The organism is Microbacterium sp. LEMMJ01 (genome assembly GCF_002114135.1).
Taxonomy (GTDB): Bacteria; Actinomycetota; Actinomycetes; order Actinomycetales; family Microbacteriaceae; genus Microbacterium.
In genome coordinates this window covers 36,700-54,072 of record NZ_NCTV01000024.1, presented here as the reverse complement: position 1 = coordinate 54,072, position 17,373 = coordinate 36,700, and the positions used below count along the sequence as shown (strand labels likewise).

At 70.5% G+C, this 17,373-nt stretch carries 13 protein-coding genes; 3 read left to right on the top strand and 10 right to left on the bottom strand.

Going from position 1 to position 17,373, the window contains the following annotated elements:
• Positions 1 to 12 precede the first annotated feature (12 nt).
• The 4 genes from B7W94_RS06970 to B7W94_RS06955 are packed head-to-tail and all read right to left on the bottom strand — an operon-like array spanning position 13 to position 4,962.
• A complete protein-coding gene (locus tag B7W94_RS06970; protein WP_085605521.1) occupies positions 13 to 1,818 on the bottom strand; it encodes a BNR-4 repeat-containing protein in 1,806 nt (601 codons plus the stop codon).
• Between the two features lie 11 nt (positions 1,819 to 1,829).
• The gene (locus B7W94_RS06965; RefSeq protein WP_025105391.1) at positions 1,830 to 3,155 is read right to left on the bottom strand and encodes an extracellular solute-binding protein; all 1,326 of its coding nucleotides are present in this window, start codon (positions 3,153 to 3,155) and stop codon (positions 1,830 to 1,832) included.
• 50 nt (positions 3,156 to 3,205) lie between these two features.
• On the bottom strand, positions 3,206 to 4,111 hold the full coding sequence (locus B7W94_RS06960; RefSeq protein ID WP_025105392.1) for a carbohydrate ABC transporter permease: 906 nt from the start codon (positions 4,109 to 4,111) through the stop codon (positions 3,206 to 3,208).
• Positions 4,108 to 4,962, bottom strand: coding sequence for a carbohydrate ABC transporter permease (locus tag B7W94_RS06955; RefSeq protein WP_172400085.1), 855 nt, complete (start codon positions 4,960 to 4,962; stop codon positions 4,108 to 4,110). The genes B7W94_RS06960 and B7W94_RS06955 overlap by 4 nt, the downstream gene beginning before the upstream one ends.
• A gap of 438 nt (positions 4,963 to 5,400) precedes the next feature.
• Here B7W94_RS06955 and B7W94_RS06950 point away from each other — a divergent pair, with 438 nt between their 5' ends.
• From B7W94_RS06950 to B7W94_RS06940, 3 genes are read left to right on the top strand one after another with little or no spacing between them, the layout of a single operon-like run.
• Positions 5,401 to 9,474 carry an Ig-like domain-containing protein gene (locus tag B7W94_RS06950; RefSeq protein ID WP_085605517.1) on the top strand — a complete coding sequence of 1,358 codons (4,074 nt, stop codon included), beginning with the start codon at positions 5,401 to 5,403 and terminating at the stop codon, positions 9,472 to 9,474.
• Positions 9,465 to 10,070: an SGNH/GDSL hydrolase family protein gene (locus tag B7W94_RS06945; protein WP_085605515.1), complete on the top strand. Its 606-nt coding sequence runs from the start codon at positions 9,465 to 9,467 to the stop codon at positions 10,068 to 10,070. The genes B7W94_RS06950 and B7W94_RS06945 overlap by 10 nt, the downstream gene beginning before the upstream one ends.
• A 19-nt stretch (positions 10,071 to 10,089) precedes the next feature.
• A complete protein-coding gene (locus B7W94_RS06940; RefSeq protein ID WP_060922931.1) occupies positions 10,090 to 10,740 on the top strand; it encodes a GntR family transcriptional regulator in 651 nt (216 codons plus the stop codon).
• A gap of 300 nt (positions 10,741 to 11,040) precedes the next feature.
• Here the strand turns inward: B7W94_RS06940 and B7W94_RS06935 are convergent, their stop codons facing one another.
• The 6 genes from B7W94_RS06935 to B7W94_RS06910 are packed head-to-tail and all read right to left on the bottom strand — an operon-like array spanning position 11,041 to position 17,315.
• Complete coding sequence (locus B7W94_RS06935; RefSeq protein WP_085605513.1) at positions 11,041 to 11,850, bottom strand: amidohydrolase family protein; 810 nt, start codon at positions 11,848 to 11,850, stop codon at positions 11,041 to 11,043.
• A 21-nt stretch (positions 11,851 to 11,871) separates the two neighbouring features.
• Positions 11,872 to 12,816 carry an aldo/keto reductase gene (locus B7W94_RS06930; protein WP_025105398.1) on the bottom strand — a complete coding sequence of 315 codons (945 nt, stop codon included), beginning with the start codon at positions 12,814 to 12,816 and terminating at the stop codon, positions 11,872 to 11,874.
• The gene (locus tag B7W94_RS06925; RefSeq protein ID WP_025105399.1) at positions 12,786 to 13,568 is read right to left on the bottom strand and encodes a dimethylmenaquinone methyltransferase; all 783 of its coding nucleotides are present in this window, start codon (positions 13,566 to 13,568) and stop codon (positions 12,786 to 12,788) included. The genes B7W94_RS06930 and B7W94_RS06925 overlap by 31 nt, the downstream gene beginning before the upstream one ends.
• The gene (locus B7W94_RS06920) at positions 13,565 to 15,481 is read right to left on the bottom strand and encodes a hypothetical protein (RefSeq protein ID WP_085605511.1); all 1,917 of its coding nucleotides are present in this window, start codon (positions 15,479 to 15,481) and stop codon (positions 13,565 to 13,567) included. The genes B7W94_RS06925 and B7W94_RS06920 overlap by 4 nt, the downstream gene beginning before the upstream one ends.
• Positions 15,478 to 16,332: a carbohydrate ABC transporter permease gene (locus B7W94_RS06915; RefSeq protein ID WP_085605509.1), complete on the bottom strand. Its 855-nt coding sequence runs from the start codon at positions 16,330 to 16,332 to the stop codon at positions 15,478 to 15,480. Before B7W94_RS06915 ends, B7W94_RS06920 begins: the two co-directional genes overlap by 4 nt.
• Positions 16,332 to 17,315, bottom strand: coding sequence for a carbohydrate ABC transporter permease (locus B7W94_RS06910; RefSeq protein ID WP_253247401.1), 984 nt, complete (start codon positions 17,313 to 17,315; stop codon positions 16,332 to 16,334). The genes B7W94_RS06915 and B7W94_RS06910 overlap by 1 nt, the downstream gene beginning before the upstream one ends.
• Positions 17,316 to 17,373: the final 58 nt, after the last annotated feature.

The following is a 17,373-nucleotide window of genomic DNA, read 5'->3' as shown; positions in this document are numbered from 1 at the left end:
GGATGATGCCGCTCAGCGCGCGGCGATCGCTTCGATCTCGTAGACGCGGGCGACGTCGGTGGCGGAGTCGGACGGGTCGGTGATGACCAGGCGCACGGCATCGGCCGTCCGCCCCTGGGCGTCGACCACGACCGTCGTCTGGGTGTTGCCGGTGACGGTGCCGACCGTGACCCAGCCGCTCGCGGTGCGCAGCTGGACGGTGAAGTCGCGCAGCACGGAGGTCTGCGGCGGGCCGACCGTGTATCCGCTGCGGACCCGGACGACGTCGAGCGGCGCGGCCTCGTCCCACTCGACCGTGATGGTCGGCTGGGTGTCGGAGGCCGCCGAGATCCACCGGCTCGCATCCGTGCAGCCGCCGTCGATCGCCTTCTCCGGGCCGGTGTCGGCGCGGAGCTGGGACGAGGCGGTCGCAGTGCTGCCGAGCGCCAGGTTCTCGCCGCCGGCGTCGCCCCGGAGGGAGGCGACGATGGCGGGGAGGGTGGTCGCCCCCGGCTGCCCGTCGCGCGGGATCTCGGCGTGCCGCAGCGTGCCGCCGCTGGGAACGGCGGGGGCGCTGAGGTAGACGATGTCGGTGCCGTCCGTGCGGGTCGCCGCGCGGAGGCGCTGCTGGCCCACGACCGGATCGCCCACGGCGTCGGCGGTCCATCCGGAGGCCCCGGCGGTCAGCAGCACCGTCTGACTGCGGGTGATGCCGCAGTCCTGCACCGACACCACGGCGTAGACGCGGGTCTCGCCGCCGGCGGTGGTGGTGTCGAGCGCCGCGATGGTCTGCACGCCGCCACCGAGGGCGTCCGTGTCCACGAGGGTCTCGCTCGTCCAGGCGGAGCCGGTCCAGGTCGTCCACCGCACGTCGAAGGCGTTCTCGGTCTCGTCCGCGTACCGGTAGGTCACGCCCACGAGCTCACCGTCGGCGAGGGCCATCTTCGCGGTCTGCACCGCGGGCACGGCGTCGCCGATGGTCTCGCCGGGCTCGTAGCCGCGCCACACGACGGCGCCGGGGGTGTCCGGGCGGATCGGGGTCGGCAGCGCCTGCCCGGCGACGTCGCGGAAGCCGCCTGCGGCAGGGTCGTACACCGCGTAGGAGCCGAGGTGGCGATAGGGATCAGCGGGCCACGGGCCCCACTCCCACAGCACGTGCACCTTGCCGCTGGCATCGACCTCGAGGTCGTCCGGGTAGAAGGAGTGGTTCACGGCGGCGGCGATCGTCGTCTCGCGGCTCCACGTCCCGGCCACGGGGTCGTAGTGGTACAGCACCCCGTCGCGGCGAGCCTGCGGGTCGGCGCCGATGCGCACCATGAGCCAGATGTCGCCGTCGGCTCCCTGCGCCGTGACCGGGTAGGAGACCGCGGCCCCGGCGTCGGGCATCTCGGCGCTCACGTCGACGAGCGAGGTCGCGTCGTAGGGCGCGGTGGAGCGGAAGTACTTCCACGGCTCGTGATGCATCGAGACGAACGCGTGGATGTATCCGTCGCCGTCGATCGCGATCGACGGCTGGTTGTGGCCGTTGTCGTCGAGGTACTCCGCGCAGGCCCCGGTCGCCAGCCGCAGGCAGCCCGAGGTCCACGTGCCGTCGGCGGCGCGGACGGCGAGGTTCACCTGGTGCTTCGCGGCCACCGAGCCGGGCACGTTGTACGCGAAGTACGTCTCGTCGCCGTCGACGACGAGCGGGTTCCACCAGCCGGACTGGTTGGAGCTGTCGACCGTGACGGGCACGGTCTCGACGTCGGGGGTCGCGGCAGCGGCCGGAGCGGGCACGGCGAGGACGAGTGCGGCGAGGGCGGCGGCAGCGGTGGCGCCGACCTTCGAGCGGAGGGTCATGGCGATGCTCCTCAGCCCAGCAGCTTCTGCGCCTGGTCGCCGGCCTGCGCCATCGCGTCCTTGGCGCTCTGCTGACCGACGAGGACGGCCTGCACGCGGTCGGCGATCACCGTCTCGATCTGGGCGTACTGCGGGTACTGCCAGAACGGGTTGGTGGTGGCGGTCGCCGTGATCTTCTCGGCGAAGCGCGAGCCGAACGCGTCGGACGCCACCTCCTTCGAGGCCTGCGCCTCCTCGGTCACGGGCGGCAGGCCGCGCAGCTCGTAGTCGCCGAGCACAGCCTTCAGGTCGCTCGTGGCCCACTGGCCGAAGTCCGCGGCCGTGCGGGTGCTGTCGCCGGAGCCGCCGCCGACGATGGCGATGGCGCCGCCCCAGACGAGAGCGCGCGGGGTGTCGCCCTTCTTCAGCACCGGGCGGGACTCGGGCACGAGCTTGGAGGCGAGGTCGGGATCCGGCGAGTCCTGCGTGACGGACGCGCGGCCCACGGGGGCGTCGTCGTAGATGGCGGCGCGGCCCTGGGAGAAAAGGGAGCGGGCATCGAAGCGGTCGACGTCGGCGGCGATGAGCCCCTGGTCGTACAGCGACTTGTACCAGGTGACCGCCTCGATGCTGGCGTCGTCGCCGATCGTGACCTTCCCGTCCTTGACGAGGTCGCTGCCGAACGTCTGCATCCAGATGAGAACGTCCTTGAGCTGGGCGGCCTTGGTCGAGGCGGCGTAGGGGATGAGGCCGCCGCCGAGGGCCTTGAGCTTCTTCAGCGCCGCCTCGAAGTCGTCGACGGTCGTCGGGAACGTGGAGATCCCCGCCTTCGTCAGCAGCTCGGAGTTCGTGATGAGGCCGATCGCGCCGATGGTCCACGGGAAGGCGTACTGCTTCCCGTCGAGCTGCGTGGCCTCCAGGCTCGAGGCCGTGTAGCCGCGCCCCTTCGTGAGCGCCGAGACGTCCTCCAGCTTGCCGAGCGCGGCCAGCGAGGCGAGCCAGGCGACGTCGACGTGCGCGGCGCCGGTGAACTGCCCGCCGCGTACCTGCAGCATGAGCTGCTTGAAGTACTCGTTGTAGGGGAAGGAGACCTCGGTGATGCCGACGTCGTTGGTCTTCTTGTAGCCGTCGAGCAGCGCGCGGGTGGCCGGGGCGGCGGCCTCCTCGGTGAGGGACCAGCTGGAGAAGGAGAAGTCGGTGGCGGTGAAGTCGCCCGCGCCGAGCCCGGCGCCGGGGGAGGAGGACGGACTGCCGCTGCCGCCGCCGCTCGGCATGCAACCGGCGAGGAGGAGGCCGGCGGCGCCGAGCCCGGCGAACTGCAGCAGCTGGCGACGGGAGACGGTGGTGTTCTCGGACATGAGGGTGCTCTCTCTTCTTCGAGGGACTGCGGATGAGGGGGTGGTGCGGGTCAGCCCTTGACCGCGCCGGCGGTGAGTCCGCCGACGAGGAAGCGCTGCAGGGCGATGAACGCGATGGCCACGGGGAGCGAGACCACGAGCGAAGCCGCCATGAGCTCCGGCCAGGCGGTGGACGCCTCGCCGATGAACGTGTTGACGAGGCCGGGCGGCAGGGTCTGCTTGTCGGGACCGGCGAGGGTGAGGGCGAAGATGAAGTCGTTCCAGCCGCGGACGAACGCGAACAGTCCGGCGGCGATGAGGCCGGGGGCGGCCAGCGGCAGCACGATCGAGTGGATGATGCGCAGGCGGGACGCGCCGTCGACGCGGGCGGCTTCGATGAGCTCGTCCGGGATCGTGTCGAAGAAGCCCTTCAGCATCCACACGCACAGCGGCAGCGTGAACGTCGTGAACGACAGCACGAGCGCCGTGTAGGTGTTGAGCAGGCCGTAGGCCGAGAACACCGCGTAGAGGGTGATGAGCAGCAGCGCCTGCGGGAACATCTGCGACGCCAGCACGAAGTACATGAGGCTGCGGCGGCCGCGGTAGCGGAACTTCGAGAACGCGTAGCCCATGTACGCCGACACCAGCACCGAGAGGATCGCGGTGATGACGGAGACCACGATGCTGTTGCGGAGGTAGCCGAACAGGGCCGGGTTGTTCGCGAGCGCGGCATAGGCCTCGAACGTGATCTCGGTGGGGAACAGCTTCGGCGGGTAGCTGAACACCTCGGTGCGCGGGGTCAGCGACGTCGCGAGCAGCCAGTACACGGGCAACAGGGCGAACCCGCCGAAGACGACGACGGCGATCCAGGCGCTCACGGTGGAGGCGCGGCGGTCGGCGCGGTGGCGCCGACGGCGGGGCGCGGCGGGTGGGGCGGAGACGGCGGCCACCGTCTCTTCGGTCAGCACGGCGGTCATCGCTTCTCTCCCTTCTCGGACAGGCGGACGTAGACGACGACGAGCGCCATCAGCAGGATCATCCAGAGCAGGCCGAGCGCCCCGGCGTGGCCGAGGTCGAAGCCGTCGAACGCGGTCTCGTACACCGCGGTCGCGAACGTCTGGGTGGAGCCGGCGGGACCGCCGCCGGTGAGGACGTAGATGATGTCGAAGTGCTGGAAGTTCCAGATGAACTCCAGCAGGATCACGAGGCCGATGATGCCGCTCATCTGCGGGACAGTGATGGAGAAGAAGCGGCGGATGGTGCCGGCGCCGTCGATCTCGGCGGCCTCGTGCAGCTCGATCGGCACGGTCTGCAGGCCGGCGAGGAGCATGACCATCATCCAGGGGAACGACTGCCACGTCTTCGCGACGATCACGGCGATCATGGCGGTGGTGGGGTTCGCGAGCCACGCCTGCGGGGAGTCGATGAGGCCCACGGTCTCCAGGGCCGCGTTGAGCACGCCGTAATTGGCGTTGAAGATCCACATCCAGAGGAACGACACGACCACGCCGGGGATCAGCCACGGGATGAGCATGAGGCCGCGGAGCACCTTGGCGCCGCGGATGCGCGTGTTCAGGGCGAGGGCGAGGCCGAAGCCGATCACGAACGGCGCGATGGTCGTGCCGAGGGTGAAGACGAGCGTCTGCGTGAGGAGCGGGAAGAACTCGCCCGTCAGCACGTCGACGATGTTCTGGAAGCCGACGAACTCGCGGCCGGGCTCGACGAGGCTCTGCTTGTAGAACGCGGTGATGAGGGCCGTGATCAGCGGGTACACGACGACGGCGGCGAGGAGCGCGAGGCCGGGAGCCGTGAGGAGGAGCGCGAACATCCCGTCCGAGAGGCGACGGGGCCGGCGACCTGTTCCTATCTGTGAGGAAATGGTCTGTTCTGTCATCTAGGTCATCCTTGGCCTGGGGTGATGTGTCCGCACTCTCGTGGTGCGGTCTCGGGCTTCCTCAGTATTTCCGGCAGATTACAGCGACGTCAACTGGAGAGCGCAATAGTCAGAAAGTGGTGGAAAGTGGTTGTTTTGTTAACTGGTTTCTCGGATGCGAGCCTCGGTACGCGAGGGCCATCGGGATCGGGATGCCGAAGGCGGCGTCGACCAGCGCCGAGCCCGATCAGCCGCGACGCCCTGGCGCCTCGAAGAACCAAAGCGATCAGTATCGATCCTTGCTAGTCGATTATCGATTGGCTACGGTCGGATCAGCCGCTCCCGCGGCGCCGCGCGCATCGGCCGTGCGGGAAGCGACAGTTCGGAGACGCGATGAAGCGTGTACTGGCAAGCCTGACCCTGGCGGCGGTGTTCGGATCCGCCCTCGCTGCGGCGGTCCCGTCGGCGGCTGCGGCCGCGGACGACGACGCCCTCTACCTCGCGCCGGGAGGTGACGACGCGGCAGCCGGCACGATCGACGACCCCCTCGCGACGCTGGAAGGCGCCCGCGACCGGATCCGCGCGCTGAAGGCGGATTCCGCGCTCCCGGACGACGGCCTCACGGTGTACCTCCGGGAGGGCACGTACCCCCGCTCGGCGTCGTTCGAGATCGGCGCGCAGGACTCGGGCACTGCCGACGCCCCCATCACCTACCGCTCGTACCCGGGGGAGACCGCCACCCTCACCGGCGGTCGCGAGCTGCCGCGCGACCAGTTCGCCGCGGTCGACGACGCGGCGGTGACCGACCGCATCATCGACCCGGCTGCCCGCGACCGCGTGGTCGGGATCGACCTCGCCGACCTCGGCATCACCGACTATGGCCAGCTCAGCCGCCACGGCTACTGGAAGGCCAACGACGTCAGCACCACCCCGCCCATGGAGCTGTTCATCGACGGCCAGGGCATGACCCTCGCGCGCTGGCCCAACGCCGACGCGGCCACCCCGACCGTGCAGATGGGTGACATCATCGACGCCGGGCCGGACCGCAACGACGCCGACCTGCAGGAGCGCGGCGGCACGTTCAGCTACGGCTACGACCGTCCGAAGCACTGGACCCAGGCCGAGGACGTGTGGCTGGACGGCATCTTCGGCTACAGCTGGGAGTGGTCGTACAACAAGATCGAGAGCATCGACACCGAGGCGAAGACCATCACCCTCCGCTACGGCGAGATGTCCGGGATCATGAAGAGCTGGTTCCCCGACTTCCACTTCGCCCAGAACCTGCTGGAGGAGCTCGACGCCCCCGGCGAGTACTACATCGACCGCGACGCCGGGAAGCTGTACCTCATCCCGAACGCGGCCTTCACGTCCGGCCGCGGCGCCGTGACGGTCACGACGCTCGACGAGCCGATGCTGCGCGCCGACGGGGCCTCCTACGTGAACTTCGATGACCTCGTGATGGAGTACGGCCGCGCGACGGCCGCGGTCATCCTCGGCGGCTCGCACGTGACGATCTCGCACAGCGACATCCGCAACTTCACCGACGGCGGCGTGCTCATCAACTCGCCAGGGCGCTACACGTACGACGGCATCCCGGTGAACCGCGGCGGCCGTGACCACGCCGTCACCGACAGCCGGCTCACGCACGTTGGCGGCGTCGGCGTGGTGCTCCAGGGCGGTGACAAGACGACGCTCGAACCCGGCCGCAACCGGGTCGAGAACTCCGAGATCGCCGACTTCGCGTACTACCACAAGGCCTACAACCCCGGCGTGATGTTCGACGGCGTCGGCAACATCGCCAGGGACAACGAGATCCACGACGCTCCGCACCCCGGGATCATCGTGCACGGCAACGACCACCTGTTCGAACGCAACGAGGTGTACGACGTCTGCAAGCAGTTCCACGACCTCGGTGCGATCTACATGAACTCCGGCAAGACCCCGCAGCAGCGCGGTCACGTGTTCCGGGAGAACTACTTCCACGACATCGGCGTCGGCATGGCGGGCGTCGAGGGCATCTACGCCGACAACTTCACGTGGGACCTCACGATCGAGAAGAACGTGTTCGTGAACATGGGCAACGGTGCGATCAAGAGCGGCTCGGCCGACTACATCGAGGCGCGCAACAACGTCTTCGTCGACGCCTACGCCCCGTACGACAACTACGAGCAGTGGATGGGCAATCAGGAGGGCAACGTCGTCGACCGCGACTACATGCCGGCCTGGGAGAAGGTGTTCGCCGACAACAACGACTTCGTCGGCACGCCGTATCTGACGAAGTACCCCGAGCTCGCGCACTTCTTCGAGGACGACCACTACTTCCCGAACCACAGCACGTTCGCGGAGAACGTCGTGTGGAACCCGAACCGCGCCCGGATGGCCGGCGTCAACGAGCACGGCGCGAAGGACGGGAAGAACCTCCTGAACTACGAGGACAACTGGGTGGCCGACGCCGACCCCGGCTTCGTGGACGCCGCGAACGGCGACTACACGCTGAAGGCCGATGCGGCCGTGTTCGACCAGATCCCGGGCTTCGAGGCCATCGCCTTCGGCGAGATCGGGGTCGACGGCGCGATCGGGCAGACGCAGCAGCCGCAGACCATCCCGCTCGAGGACATCGCGTTCGACAGCGACACGCTCACGATCGACGCGGGCGACGAGGTGCGCGTACGCGCCGTGCCGCTGCCCTGGAACGCCGACGACGCCGCGGTGACCTACGCCTCGGCCGACCCCGCCATCGCCTCCGTCAACGACAAGGGTGTAGTGCTCGGCATGGGCCCCGGTACGACCACGGTGACGGCGACGGCGAAAGCCGATGCCACCAAGACCGCGACCATCGAGGTGATCGTCGAGGAGGGCGACGGCGTGCTGCACTTCACCGACTTCGAGTCGGGGGCGAACGGCTGGCCGACCGACCCGAACCGCTCCATCCAGGTGGATGCGTCGGGCGACAAGGTGTACCGCATCCTCAAGGGCGCCAACAGCATCCTGCCGCGGGACTTCACGGAGTTCGTGCTCGACTTCGACGTCACGGCGCCGGCCACGACCCCCGCCAACGCGGGACTCATCGTCTACGACCGCAACGGCAAGGGCGGCGGCTACATCCGCTTCCGCCAGGCCGCGGCCGGGCCGACCTGGACGATCTTCGACGACGCCTGGAAGGTCGTCGCCGAGAAGGTCGTGCCGGCGGCGCAGGGCCTGACCCCCGGCGAGACCTCGCACGTCCGTATCGCGGTGCAGGACGGGCAGATCCGGATCTCCGTCAACGGGGCGATCGCGCTGGAAGGCGCCGACCCCGGCCCCGGCAAGGCCGGTCGGGTCGGGTTCTACGTGGAGAACTACGCCTCGCTCGACTTCGACGACATCGGGTTCTCGCTCTCGGGCGTGCCGGTCACGGGCGTGAGCCTGGACGCCGATGCCGTGGGACTGACCGTGGGGGAGCGGCGGTCCGTCGCGGCCACGGTCGCCCCGGAGGACGCCAGCGACGCCCGGGTCACCTGGACGACCGACGCTCCGGAGGTCGCCACGGTCTCCGGGGGACGGATCGCGGGAGTGACGGCGGGCACGGCGACGATCACCGCGACCTCGGTCGCCGATCCGAGCCTCAGCGACACGGTCACCGTGACCGTGGACGACGCCGAGTACCCGACCACCCGCCTGGACGGTCAGCTGAAGGACGGGGCGAACTGGAGTGAGTCCGACCTCATCGCGGTGGACGACACGGGCGTCGTGATCAGCGGTCAGGGCGTGCACGGCTACGAGGCCGAGCGCTTCGGCGACACCCTGCTGCAGTTCGAGGCGGAGTTCGGCGCCTTCGACGGCGGCTGGTACGGCTTCCAGGCGCGCTCCGACCAGACCGGCCTCCCGGCCTGGCAGAACTCCAACACCGGGTACCTCGCGGTGATCAAGGAGGACGTGATCGAGTTCCAGAGCTGGACCCCGGGCCAGACCATGCTCGACAGCATCCCCAACACCGTCATCGAGCCGGGCTCCACGCACCGCATCGAGTTCGGGGCCGTCGCCGAGGACGGCGGCACCCGCATCGTGCTCCGGGTGGACGACGTGACGGTGTGGAACATGGTCGACGCCCGGGAGAACCTCCGCATCGGTGCGGACGGCTTCTTCAACGTCTACCACTACGGCAAGACGAACACCCTGGCCGTGCGGCCGACACCCCCTCCCGCGACGGTGACCGGCATCTGCTGGGCGCCCGAAGCCGACCCGAAGACCCGCTACGTGCGCGGCGAGGAGCTCGACGTGACCGGCATGCTGCTGGGCGTGGACTGGAGCGACGGATCCCGTACCACCCAGCAGGTGACGGCGGACATGGTCAGCGGTTTCGACAGCAGCAAGGTGCGCCCGCACCACACGCTCACCGTGACGTACGCTGGCGCGAGCGTCGAGCTCCCGATCTCGGTGCGACCGAAGCTCAAGAACGACGAACAGGACGTGCCACGATGCGGGTGACCTTCATCGGAGACTCGATCACCGACGCGGGGCGCGATCGCTCCGACCCGGAGTCCTTCGGGGACGGCTACGTGTCGCTCCTCGCCCCCGAGCTGCAGGCCGCGGGGGCCACGGTCCGCAACCTCGGGATCGCGGGGGACCGCGCCCGCGACCTGGCCGCGCGGTGGGACGCGGAGCTGCTGCCCACGGCGCCGGAGCTGCTGACCGTGTACGTCGGCGTGAACGACATGTGGCGGCGGTTCGACAGCGACGACCCGACCTCGGCCGAGGAGTTCGCCGCCACGCTCGGCGACCTCCTCGGTCGCGCGGTGGCCGCGCACGCCCCGCGGCTGATCCTCATGGAGCCGTACTTCCTCCCGGTGACGGAGGAGCAGCGCACGTGGCTCGACGACCTCGACGGGAAGCGGGCGGCGGTGCGGGCTCTCGCCGCGGAGCACGGGGCGGCGTTCGTCCCCCTGCACGAGGTGTTCACGGCGGCGGCGGAGCAGTATCCGGTCGTCGAGCTCGCGCCGGACGGGGTGCACCCGACACCCCGCGGATCCGCCCTCATCGCGGATGCCTGGTGCACGGCCGCGTCCATTAGCGATAGTCGATAATGGACGTAGACTGATGGTCATGACGGATGCTCTCGGCACGGCCGGACTGCAGCGCGGACTGCTGTCGGATCAGATCTACGCGCTCATCAAGGCGATGATCAAGGACTCGACGCTGGCTCCCGGCGAGCAGCTCGTGGAGTCGCAGCTCGCCCGGCAGATGCAGGTGAGCCAGGCGCCCGTGCGCGACGCCCTCAAGCGGCTCGCCCACGAGGGTCTCGTGTCGCATGTGCGGCATCAGGGCAACTTCGTCGCGAGCTACTCCGCGGAGGAGGCGGCGCAGGCCAAGGTCGCCCGCGTCGAGCTGGAGGGGCTCGCCGGTCGGCTGGCCTGCGGGGCGCTCGACCCTGCTCGCCGCGCCGAGCTCGTCGGCCTCATCGCGCAGATGCATGAGGCGGCTGAGGCGGAAGACCTCGCCCGGTTCCGCGAACTCGACTTCACCTTCCACCGTGCGGTGATCGAGGCCAGCGGCAACGTGTACCTCCCCCGCATGTGGGACCTCCTGGAGCCGAGCCTGCGCGTCATGCACGTGCTCGGCGACCCCACCTTCACGGGGGACTGGCACGAGGTCGCGGACTGGCACAAGGGCCTGCTCGACACCCTGGAGGCCGGTGACGAAGAGGCCGCGTCCGCCCTGTTCCGCGCCCACGCCGCCGGCACCCTCCTCGACTGACCCCCGCGCGAGGTCGGAGTTTCGCACCGAGGTCGCACGGCTGACCGGAGTCCCTGCGGCACGGTGAGGATCTGCGACGGGGTTGAGGAAGTGTCCCCGGGGTGGGAGTCCCTGCGCGAGGTCGCAGTTTCGCACCGGTGTCGCATCCATCCCCGGAGTCCCAGCGACGCGGTGCGAATCCGCGGCGGGACGCGACTCTGCTTCCGGGATGGGGTGTTCCGGCGCGAAGTCGCAGATTCGGCACGCGGTCGCACCCATCCCCGGAGTCCCAGCGACGCGGGTGCGAAACTGCGACCGGGGTTACGCGGTGAATGGCGAGAGGCGGTCGGCGGTGCCGGACCAGAATGCTCGAGCCTCGGCCGGGGAGAGGGGAGGGAGAGCCTGCCGGGTCGCGGCGAGCACCTCCGCGTAGGTCGTGGTCCGCGTGGACATCGGCCAGTCACTGCCGTACATCAGCCGTTCCGCGCCGAAGAGGGCGAACGCGGAGCGCAGCAGTCCCCGCGACTCCTCCGGCCCGCGCGCCGCGAGGTCGAGCCCGGAGACCTTCGCCGACACCCCCGGAGCCGACGCGGCTTCGGCGAGGGCGGAGAGCCATGCGGCATCGGCCGTCCGGGCGCCGAGGCCGAGGTGGCAGACGACGATCGCGGTGTCGGGGTGCCGTCGGGAGAGGGCGGCCGCGGCGGGCAGCTGGTCCGGACGGATGAGGAGTTCGAGGGTGCGGGCGGTCGCGCCCAGGTGGTCGGCGAGGGCGTCGAGGCCGTCCACATCGGACAGGTCAGTTGCGCACTTCGGCACCGCGGCGCGCACGCCGACCACGGCGGGAGAGAACGCGACTGCGGTGGCGCCGGCGGCTCGTCCCGGCGCGGGGGTGTACTGCAGCACCACGCGTCGCAGGAACGGGTCGCGGGCGGCGGTCGCGGTCAGCCAGTCCGCCTCCGCCACCGAGTCCGCCGCCTGCACGGCGATGGCGGAGGAGACGCCGGCGTCGGTCAGCTCCCGTCCGAGCCGAGCGGCCGCGGCCTGCCGGGGGAGCCCGAGGTCGTCGCGGAACCACGGGATCGGCACGGCGTCCGCATCCCAGACGTGCACATGGGCGTCGACGATCCGCACGTCAGCTCCCGGGCCGCGCGGTCATGCAGCCTCCGCATCGAGGGCGTCCCACAGCGCGGCGGGCAGCACGGCGTCGAGGCCGTCCACGAACGCGTCCACCTCGGCGGGGGTGCGCGCCCCGACGACCACCGCATCCGCACCCTGCCGCAGCGGGAACTGCACCGCGGCATCCGCGAGGCGCACGCCGTACGCGGCGCACACGGCCTGCAGGCGCTGTGCCCGCTCCCGGAGCTCCGGGGGTGCCGGCTTGTACTCGAAGAAGGGGGAGCCGACCGGGTCGACGAGGATGCCGGAGTTGAACACCGCGGCCGCGAGCACCCCGATGCCGCGGGCCGCCGCGGTCGGCAGCAACCGGTCCAGGGCGGTGCGGTCGAGCAGCGTGAGCCGACCGGCCTCCATCACCACGTCGAGCGGCGCCTCGGCGACGTAGCGCTCCAGAGGGTCGAGCCGTCCCAGGCCCACGCTGATCGCGCGCACGACCCCTTCGTCGCGCAGTTCGACGAGGGCCGGAAGCGCCGTCGCGAACGCCGCCTCCACGTCCAGGGGGTCGTGCAGGTGCAGCACGTCCACGCGATCGACACCCATCCGGGCGAGGCTGCCGTCGAGGCTCCTCCGCACGCCGTCCCTGCTGAGGTCGACGACGGAGTCGTGTCCGCTCGCGGCGCCCGCGACGGGGCGGCCGTCCGCATCGACCAGCACCCGGCCGACCTTCGTCGCGATCACGTAGTCGTCCCGCGGCACGCCGCGCAGGGCGAGGCCGAGCTTCCGCTCGCTCTCGCCCGAGCCGTACAGCGGTGCGGTGTCGAAGAAACGGACGTCGCGGGCGAGCGCCGCCTGCACCGTCGCCACCGCGTCGCCGTCGGGCACAGGGGCGAAGAGGTTGCCGATCGGCGCGCACCCGAGTCCGACGTCGTCGCGGGCGGCGACCTCGGGATTCAGCGGACGGAGCTCTGGACGGAACGCCATGCCTCGTACTCCTCGCGGCTGTCGGGGGTCAACGGGTAGTAGTCGCTCAGGCGCGCGCCCTCGTCGAGACGGCGGCGGCTGAACACCTCCCACTCCTCATGATCGCGCGCGTCGTCCACGACCCGCGGCGCCATGGCCTGCGGCACCACGACCGGGCCGTCGTCGTCTGCCACCACGAGGTCGCCGGGCATGCACAGCGCGCCGCCCACCGCGACCGGCACGTCGTAGGCCCACGGCACGAGCTCCGACTGCGAGGCGTAGTGCGGGGTCGTGCCCGTCGACCACACCGGGATCCCGAGCTCGCGGATGCGGCCGGCGTCGCGGATGCGGCCGTCCACGACGATCCCCGCGCCCCCCTTGCGTGCGAAGTAGCGCGCCAGGATGTCGCCGATGCACCCGGAGAACCGGCTGCCGTAGGCCTGGATCACCAGCACGTCGCCCGGCTGCACGGCTTCGAGCACGTGCCACAGGGCGGTGTGCCGCTCGGCGTACTCCTGGCCGTCGCCCGAGGCCATGTCCTCGCGCTGCGGCATGAACTGCAGGGTCAGCGCCGAACCGACGACGCGCTGGCCGAGGCTCAGCGGCTCCGGTCCGTCGATGTAGCTGCGGCGGATCCCGAGTCCGTGCAGCTTGGCGCACGCGGTGGCGGAGGAGATCGCGTCGAAGGACTCGACCACCTCGCGCGAGGGCCGCTGGTAGGCCCCACCCCGCACGGGCAGGGCGAAGTCGGGTCGGATCAGATCGGCGCTCATGCGTCTCCTTCAGGGAACAGGTGGCGCGGCGATCCGGTCGCACGCGCGATGGTCAGGTCGAGGTCGGCGGTGTGCGCCGGGGGCAGGGTCACCACGAGGTCGTCGTCCACGTCTAACGTCGTGGTGACGGTCGGGGCGTCCGGGGCCGTGTAGGTGCCCGAGGCGCCGGGCCAGAAGCCGGGCTCCTCGCCGGTCGCCGTGACCCGCACGATCCGGTCCAGGCCGAAGCGCCCCCCGCGCAGCCGCACGGTGCGGGTGTGCACGGCGGAGGTGTTCACGAGCTGCACGCCGATGCCGTCGTCGTCGAGACGGTGCACGAGCGCGGCGACGTCCTCCGGGAGTCCGGGCCGCGCGCGGTCGACGTCCTCGTAGCGGAGCGCCGTGAAACCGAGCCCGCCGTTGTAGAGCACCTGCGGCGCCCCGCCGACGAGCTGGGTCAGCACCTCCGTCACCACCGGGTTCACACGCTGCCAGAAGTGCAGGTGCGCGGCGTCGGGGTCGCGGTCGTCGGCGAGCATCATCGCGGCACGACGTGCCACCTGGCCGAGCGCCATCTCCAGCGCCCGCACCGGATAATCGGGCAGGCCGCCCGAGAGATACGCGAACCAGCCGGCCTCGTGACCCGCCTCCTCCTTGTCGCGGAACGGCGCGACGAGGTCGGCGGAGGAGGGGAGGCCGGCGATCGCCGTCTCCAGCCGCTCCCGGTCGGACGGCCGCCGCGACCACCACCACAGCCACAGGGGGAGGTCGAGCTGCAGCGGACCGTAGTCGAACCAGCCGTCCGCGCCGTGGCGGTAGGGGACCAGCAGAGCGGGCTCGGTGGCGGCCGCTCCGAGCCGGGCCATCCACCCGCCGCGCAGGCTGTACGCGGACTCCGCGACGCTGCCCGTGCGCGCCTCGGCGAGCACGGTGTCGAGCATGGTGCGCACGAGGTCGAGGGCGCCGTCGTCGCCCGTGACGAGCGCGTGGTTCAGGGCACCGATCAGGGCGCTCATGCCGACGGAGTGCAGCCCGTGCGGCCAGGCCCAGCCGTAGTGCCCGCCCCACCAGCGGCCGTCGTGGAGGGAGCCGACGGTGCCGTCCGGGCCGACGTTGTCGGGGAGCAGCCCGCCGCCCGCGCGCGCACGCCAGCCGTCGACGTACCGGCGGATCCAGGCGGCCGCCTCCTCGTCGCCGTCGTAGAGCCAGCGGTTCGCGGCGAGGGAGGTCGCGGCGAGGTTCACGGCGATGTCGCCGGCTGCCCGGCGCTGCATCTCCTCCGCCATCCGCTGGGCGTGGGCGGGGTCGGCGAGGTCGTCCCAGGAGGCGATGCCGTCCAGGCCGTGCAGCGGCAGACCGTAGGGGCGCATCTCGTCCCGGTCGGCGGTGTACGGCACGATCTTCTCGTCGAGACCCTCGCGGGCACCCAGAGCGCCGTTGTGCGGCGAGCGGATCATGTTGCGCTCGGCGTCGTAGTTGCCCTGTGCGGGGTCGGTGAAGAGGGCCGCGAACCGGGCGGCGCGCGCGGCGAACGCGGAGTCGGCCGGGTCGGCGGCGCAGATGCCGGCGAGGAACAGCAGCGACTCGCCCTGATGGAACCAGTCGTAGCCGTTGTCGTACTCCTCGGTGAGCATGCCCGCCTCGGCGAGCTGCACGGTCACGCCCTCCCAGTGCCGCTTGGCGTCGGCGAGCACCTCGTCGGAGCCACCGAGCAGGTAGAACGCGGGCCAGTTGAAGAAGGGCTCGTACAGGTCGTCCACGCCGTCGCGGTCGATGAACTCCGCGACGCCGCGGAGGCGGCCGTCCGGCAGCGTGTAGCGGTCGCGGAAGAGGCGGCGGGCCTCCTCGACCTCGGCGAAGAGCCGGCGCTGCAGCACGGCCCAGGCCGGGATCACACGCAGCGGACGGGTGAGCGGGGTCTCCGGCACGGTCATCCCTTCGTCGCTCCGGCGACCAGGCCGCCGATGATGTGGCGCTGCATCACGATGAAGAACACCATCGCGGGCAGCACGGCCAGCAGGAGGGTCGGGAACACTTGCGTGTAGTCGGTCGAGAACTGTCCGACCGCCGCGTAGACACCGGTGGTGACCGTGTAGATCCCCGAGCTCGGCCCGAGGATGATCTGCGGACTCACGAAGTCGTTCCACACGCCGATCGAGTTGAGCACCACGACCGTCGCGACGACGGGCTTCATGATCGGGAAGATGCACGCCCAGAACGCGCGGATGGGCCCGGCGCCGTCCAGTGACGCCGCCTCGTCGATGTCACGCGGCACGCTGCGGAGGTAGGCCGTGAACAGGAAGATCGTCACCGGCAGGGTCGCCGCCGTCTCGAAGAGGATGAACCCGGGGATCGTGTTGATGAGCCCGAGCACCCGCAGCACGAAGACGACGGGGATCAGCGTCACCTGACCGGGGATGAAGAGCCCGGAGACGAAGAGGAGCAGCAGTCCCAGATGCCACTTCGACCGCCCGCGGGCGATGACGTAGGCGACGGGCGCGGCGAGGGCGATGCAGCACAGGTTCACGAGCACGACGAACAGCAGCGTGATGCCGTACGCGGCGATCACGTTGAACTTGCTGCTCGTGATCGCGGCCCACAGGTAGTCGAACGTGAACATCTGCGGCGTGATCAGCAGCGGGTTCTCGATGATGTCGGCCTGCGGTTTGAACGCGTTGATCAGCATCGTGTACATCGGGATCAGCATCGTGATCGCGACGACGCCGAGGACGAACCACCGGATCGTGCTGACGGCGAGGGCCGGGCGGTTGCGGGTCTGCTTCATCAGTCGGTCGCCTTCTGCTCGGCGCGGCGTCGCACCAGCGTGACGGCGAGGCCGACGACCGCGGTGACGATGAGGAGGATCATGGACTGCGCGGCGCCGAAGCCGAGGGCCGAGTTCGCGAAGGAGTCCTTGAGGATCTGGTACACGATGGTCTGCGTCGATCCGGCAGGCCCGCCGTCGGTGAGCGACAGCACCACGTCGTACGCCTTGAGGAGCCCGACGAGGGTGAGCACGAGGTTCACGGTGAAGACCGGCGCGATGAGAGGCAGCGTGATGGACCGGAACTGCTGCCACCGCGAGGCGCCGTCCACGGTCGCCGCCTCGTAGTACTCCGCGGGGACGGACTTGATGCCGGCGAGGAACAGGATCATGTTGAAGCCGAAGTGCGACCACACGATCGTGAAGATCACGCTCGCCTTGGCGAAGGTCGGGTCCGTGAGGAACGGCATCGCCGGGAGGCCGAGCGTGCTGAGCAGACCGTTGACGGCGCCGGTGGGGGAGAGCATCGCCGACCAGAGGAAGCCGATGATGAGGGCGCTGATCACGTACGGGTAGAAGAAGATCGTGCGCAGGATCGTGTTCGAGCGGCCGGGCCCGGAGATGAGGGCGGCGATCGCGAGGCCGATGGCGTTGCAGAGGATCGTGCCCACCACCGCGATGATGCCCGTGAAGATCGCGGCCTGCGTCGAGCGCGGGCTGCGGAACGCCTTGATGTAGTTGTCCCAGCCGATGAAGTTGAAGTTGAGGCTGTACCCGTTCCAGTCGGTGAAGCTGAGCACCGCCGCGAGGATCATCGGGATGACGAACATCGCGAGGAAGACCGCGACGGCCGGGCCGCCCATGAGGATGCCGGGGATCCGGTTCCGCCACTGCTGCAGCGCCGTGCGGCGGCGCGGGGCGGGGGGCGAGCTCATCGGCGTCGATGGTCCTGTCGGGGCGGCGGCGGCGGCCGGAGGCGGCGCGGTCGTGGTGGGCGGAGTCATGGCGGCACTCTCGTTCTCGGTGGCGCGTTCAGGGGGAGGCGCTGGGGCAGCGCCGGGA

Coding starts and splice junctions, on each gene's coding strand:
- B7W94_RS06950 (WP_085605517.1), top strand. CDS start 5,401: ATGAAGCGTGTACTGGCAAGCCTGACCCTGGCGGCGGTGTTCGGATCC.
- B7W94_RS06955 (WP_172400085.1), bottom strand. CDS start 4,962: ATGTTCGCGCTCCTCCTCACGGCTCCCGGCCTCGCGCTCCTCGCCGCC.
- B7W94_RS06915 (WP_085605509.1), bottom strand. CDS start 16,332: ATGAAGCAGACCCGCAACCGCCCGGCCCTCGCCGTCAGCACGATCCGG.
- B7W94_RS06945 (WP_085605515.1), top strand. CDS start 9,465: ATGCGGGTGACCTTCATCGGAGACTCGATCACCGACGCGGGGCGCGAT.
- B7W94_RS06920 (WP_085605511.1), bottom strand. CDS start 15,481: ATGACCGTGCCGGAGACCCCGCTCACCCGTCCGCTGCGTGTGATCCCG.
- B7W94_RS06970 (WP_085605521.1), bottom strand. CDS start 1,818: ATGACCCTCCGCTCGAAGGTCGGCGCCACCGCTGCCGCCGCCCTCGCC.
- B7W94_RS06940 (WP_060922931.1), top strand. CDS start 10,090: ATGACGGATGCTCTCGGCACGGCCGGACTGCAGCGCGGACTGCTGTCG.
- B7W94_RS06925 (WP_025105399.1), bottom strand. CDS start 13,568: ATGAGCGCCGATCTGATCCGACCCGACTTCGCCCTGCCCGTGCGGGGT.
- B7W94_RS06930 (WP_025105398.1), bottom strand. CDS start 12,816: ATGGCGTTCCGTCCAGAGCTCCGTCCGCTGAATCCCGAGGTCGCCGCC.
- B7W94_RS06910 (WP_253247401.1), bottom strand. CDS start 17,315: ATGACTCCGCCCACCACGACCGCGCCGCCTCCGGCCGCCGCCGCCGCC.
- B7W94_RS06965 (WP_025105391.1), bottom strand. CDS start 3,155: ATGTCCGAGAACACCACCGTCTCCCGTCGCCAGCTGCTGCAGTTCGCC.
- B7W94_RS06960 (WP_025105392.1), bottom strand. CDS start 4,111: ATGACCGCCGTGCTGACCGAAGAGACGGTGGCCGCCGTCTCCGCCCCA.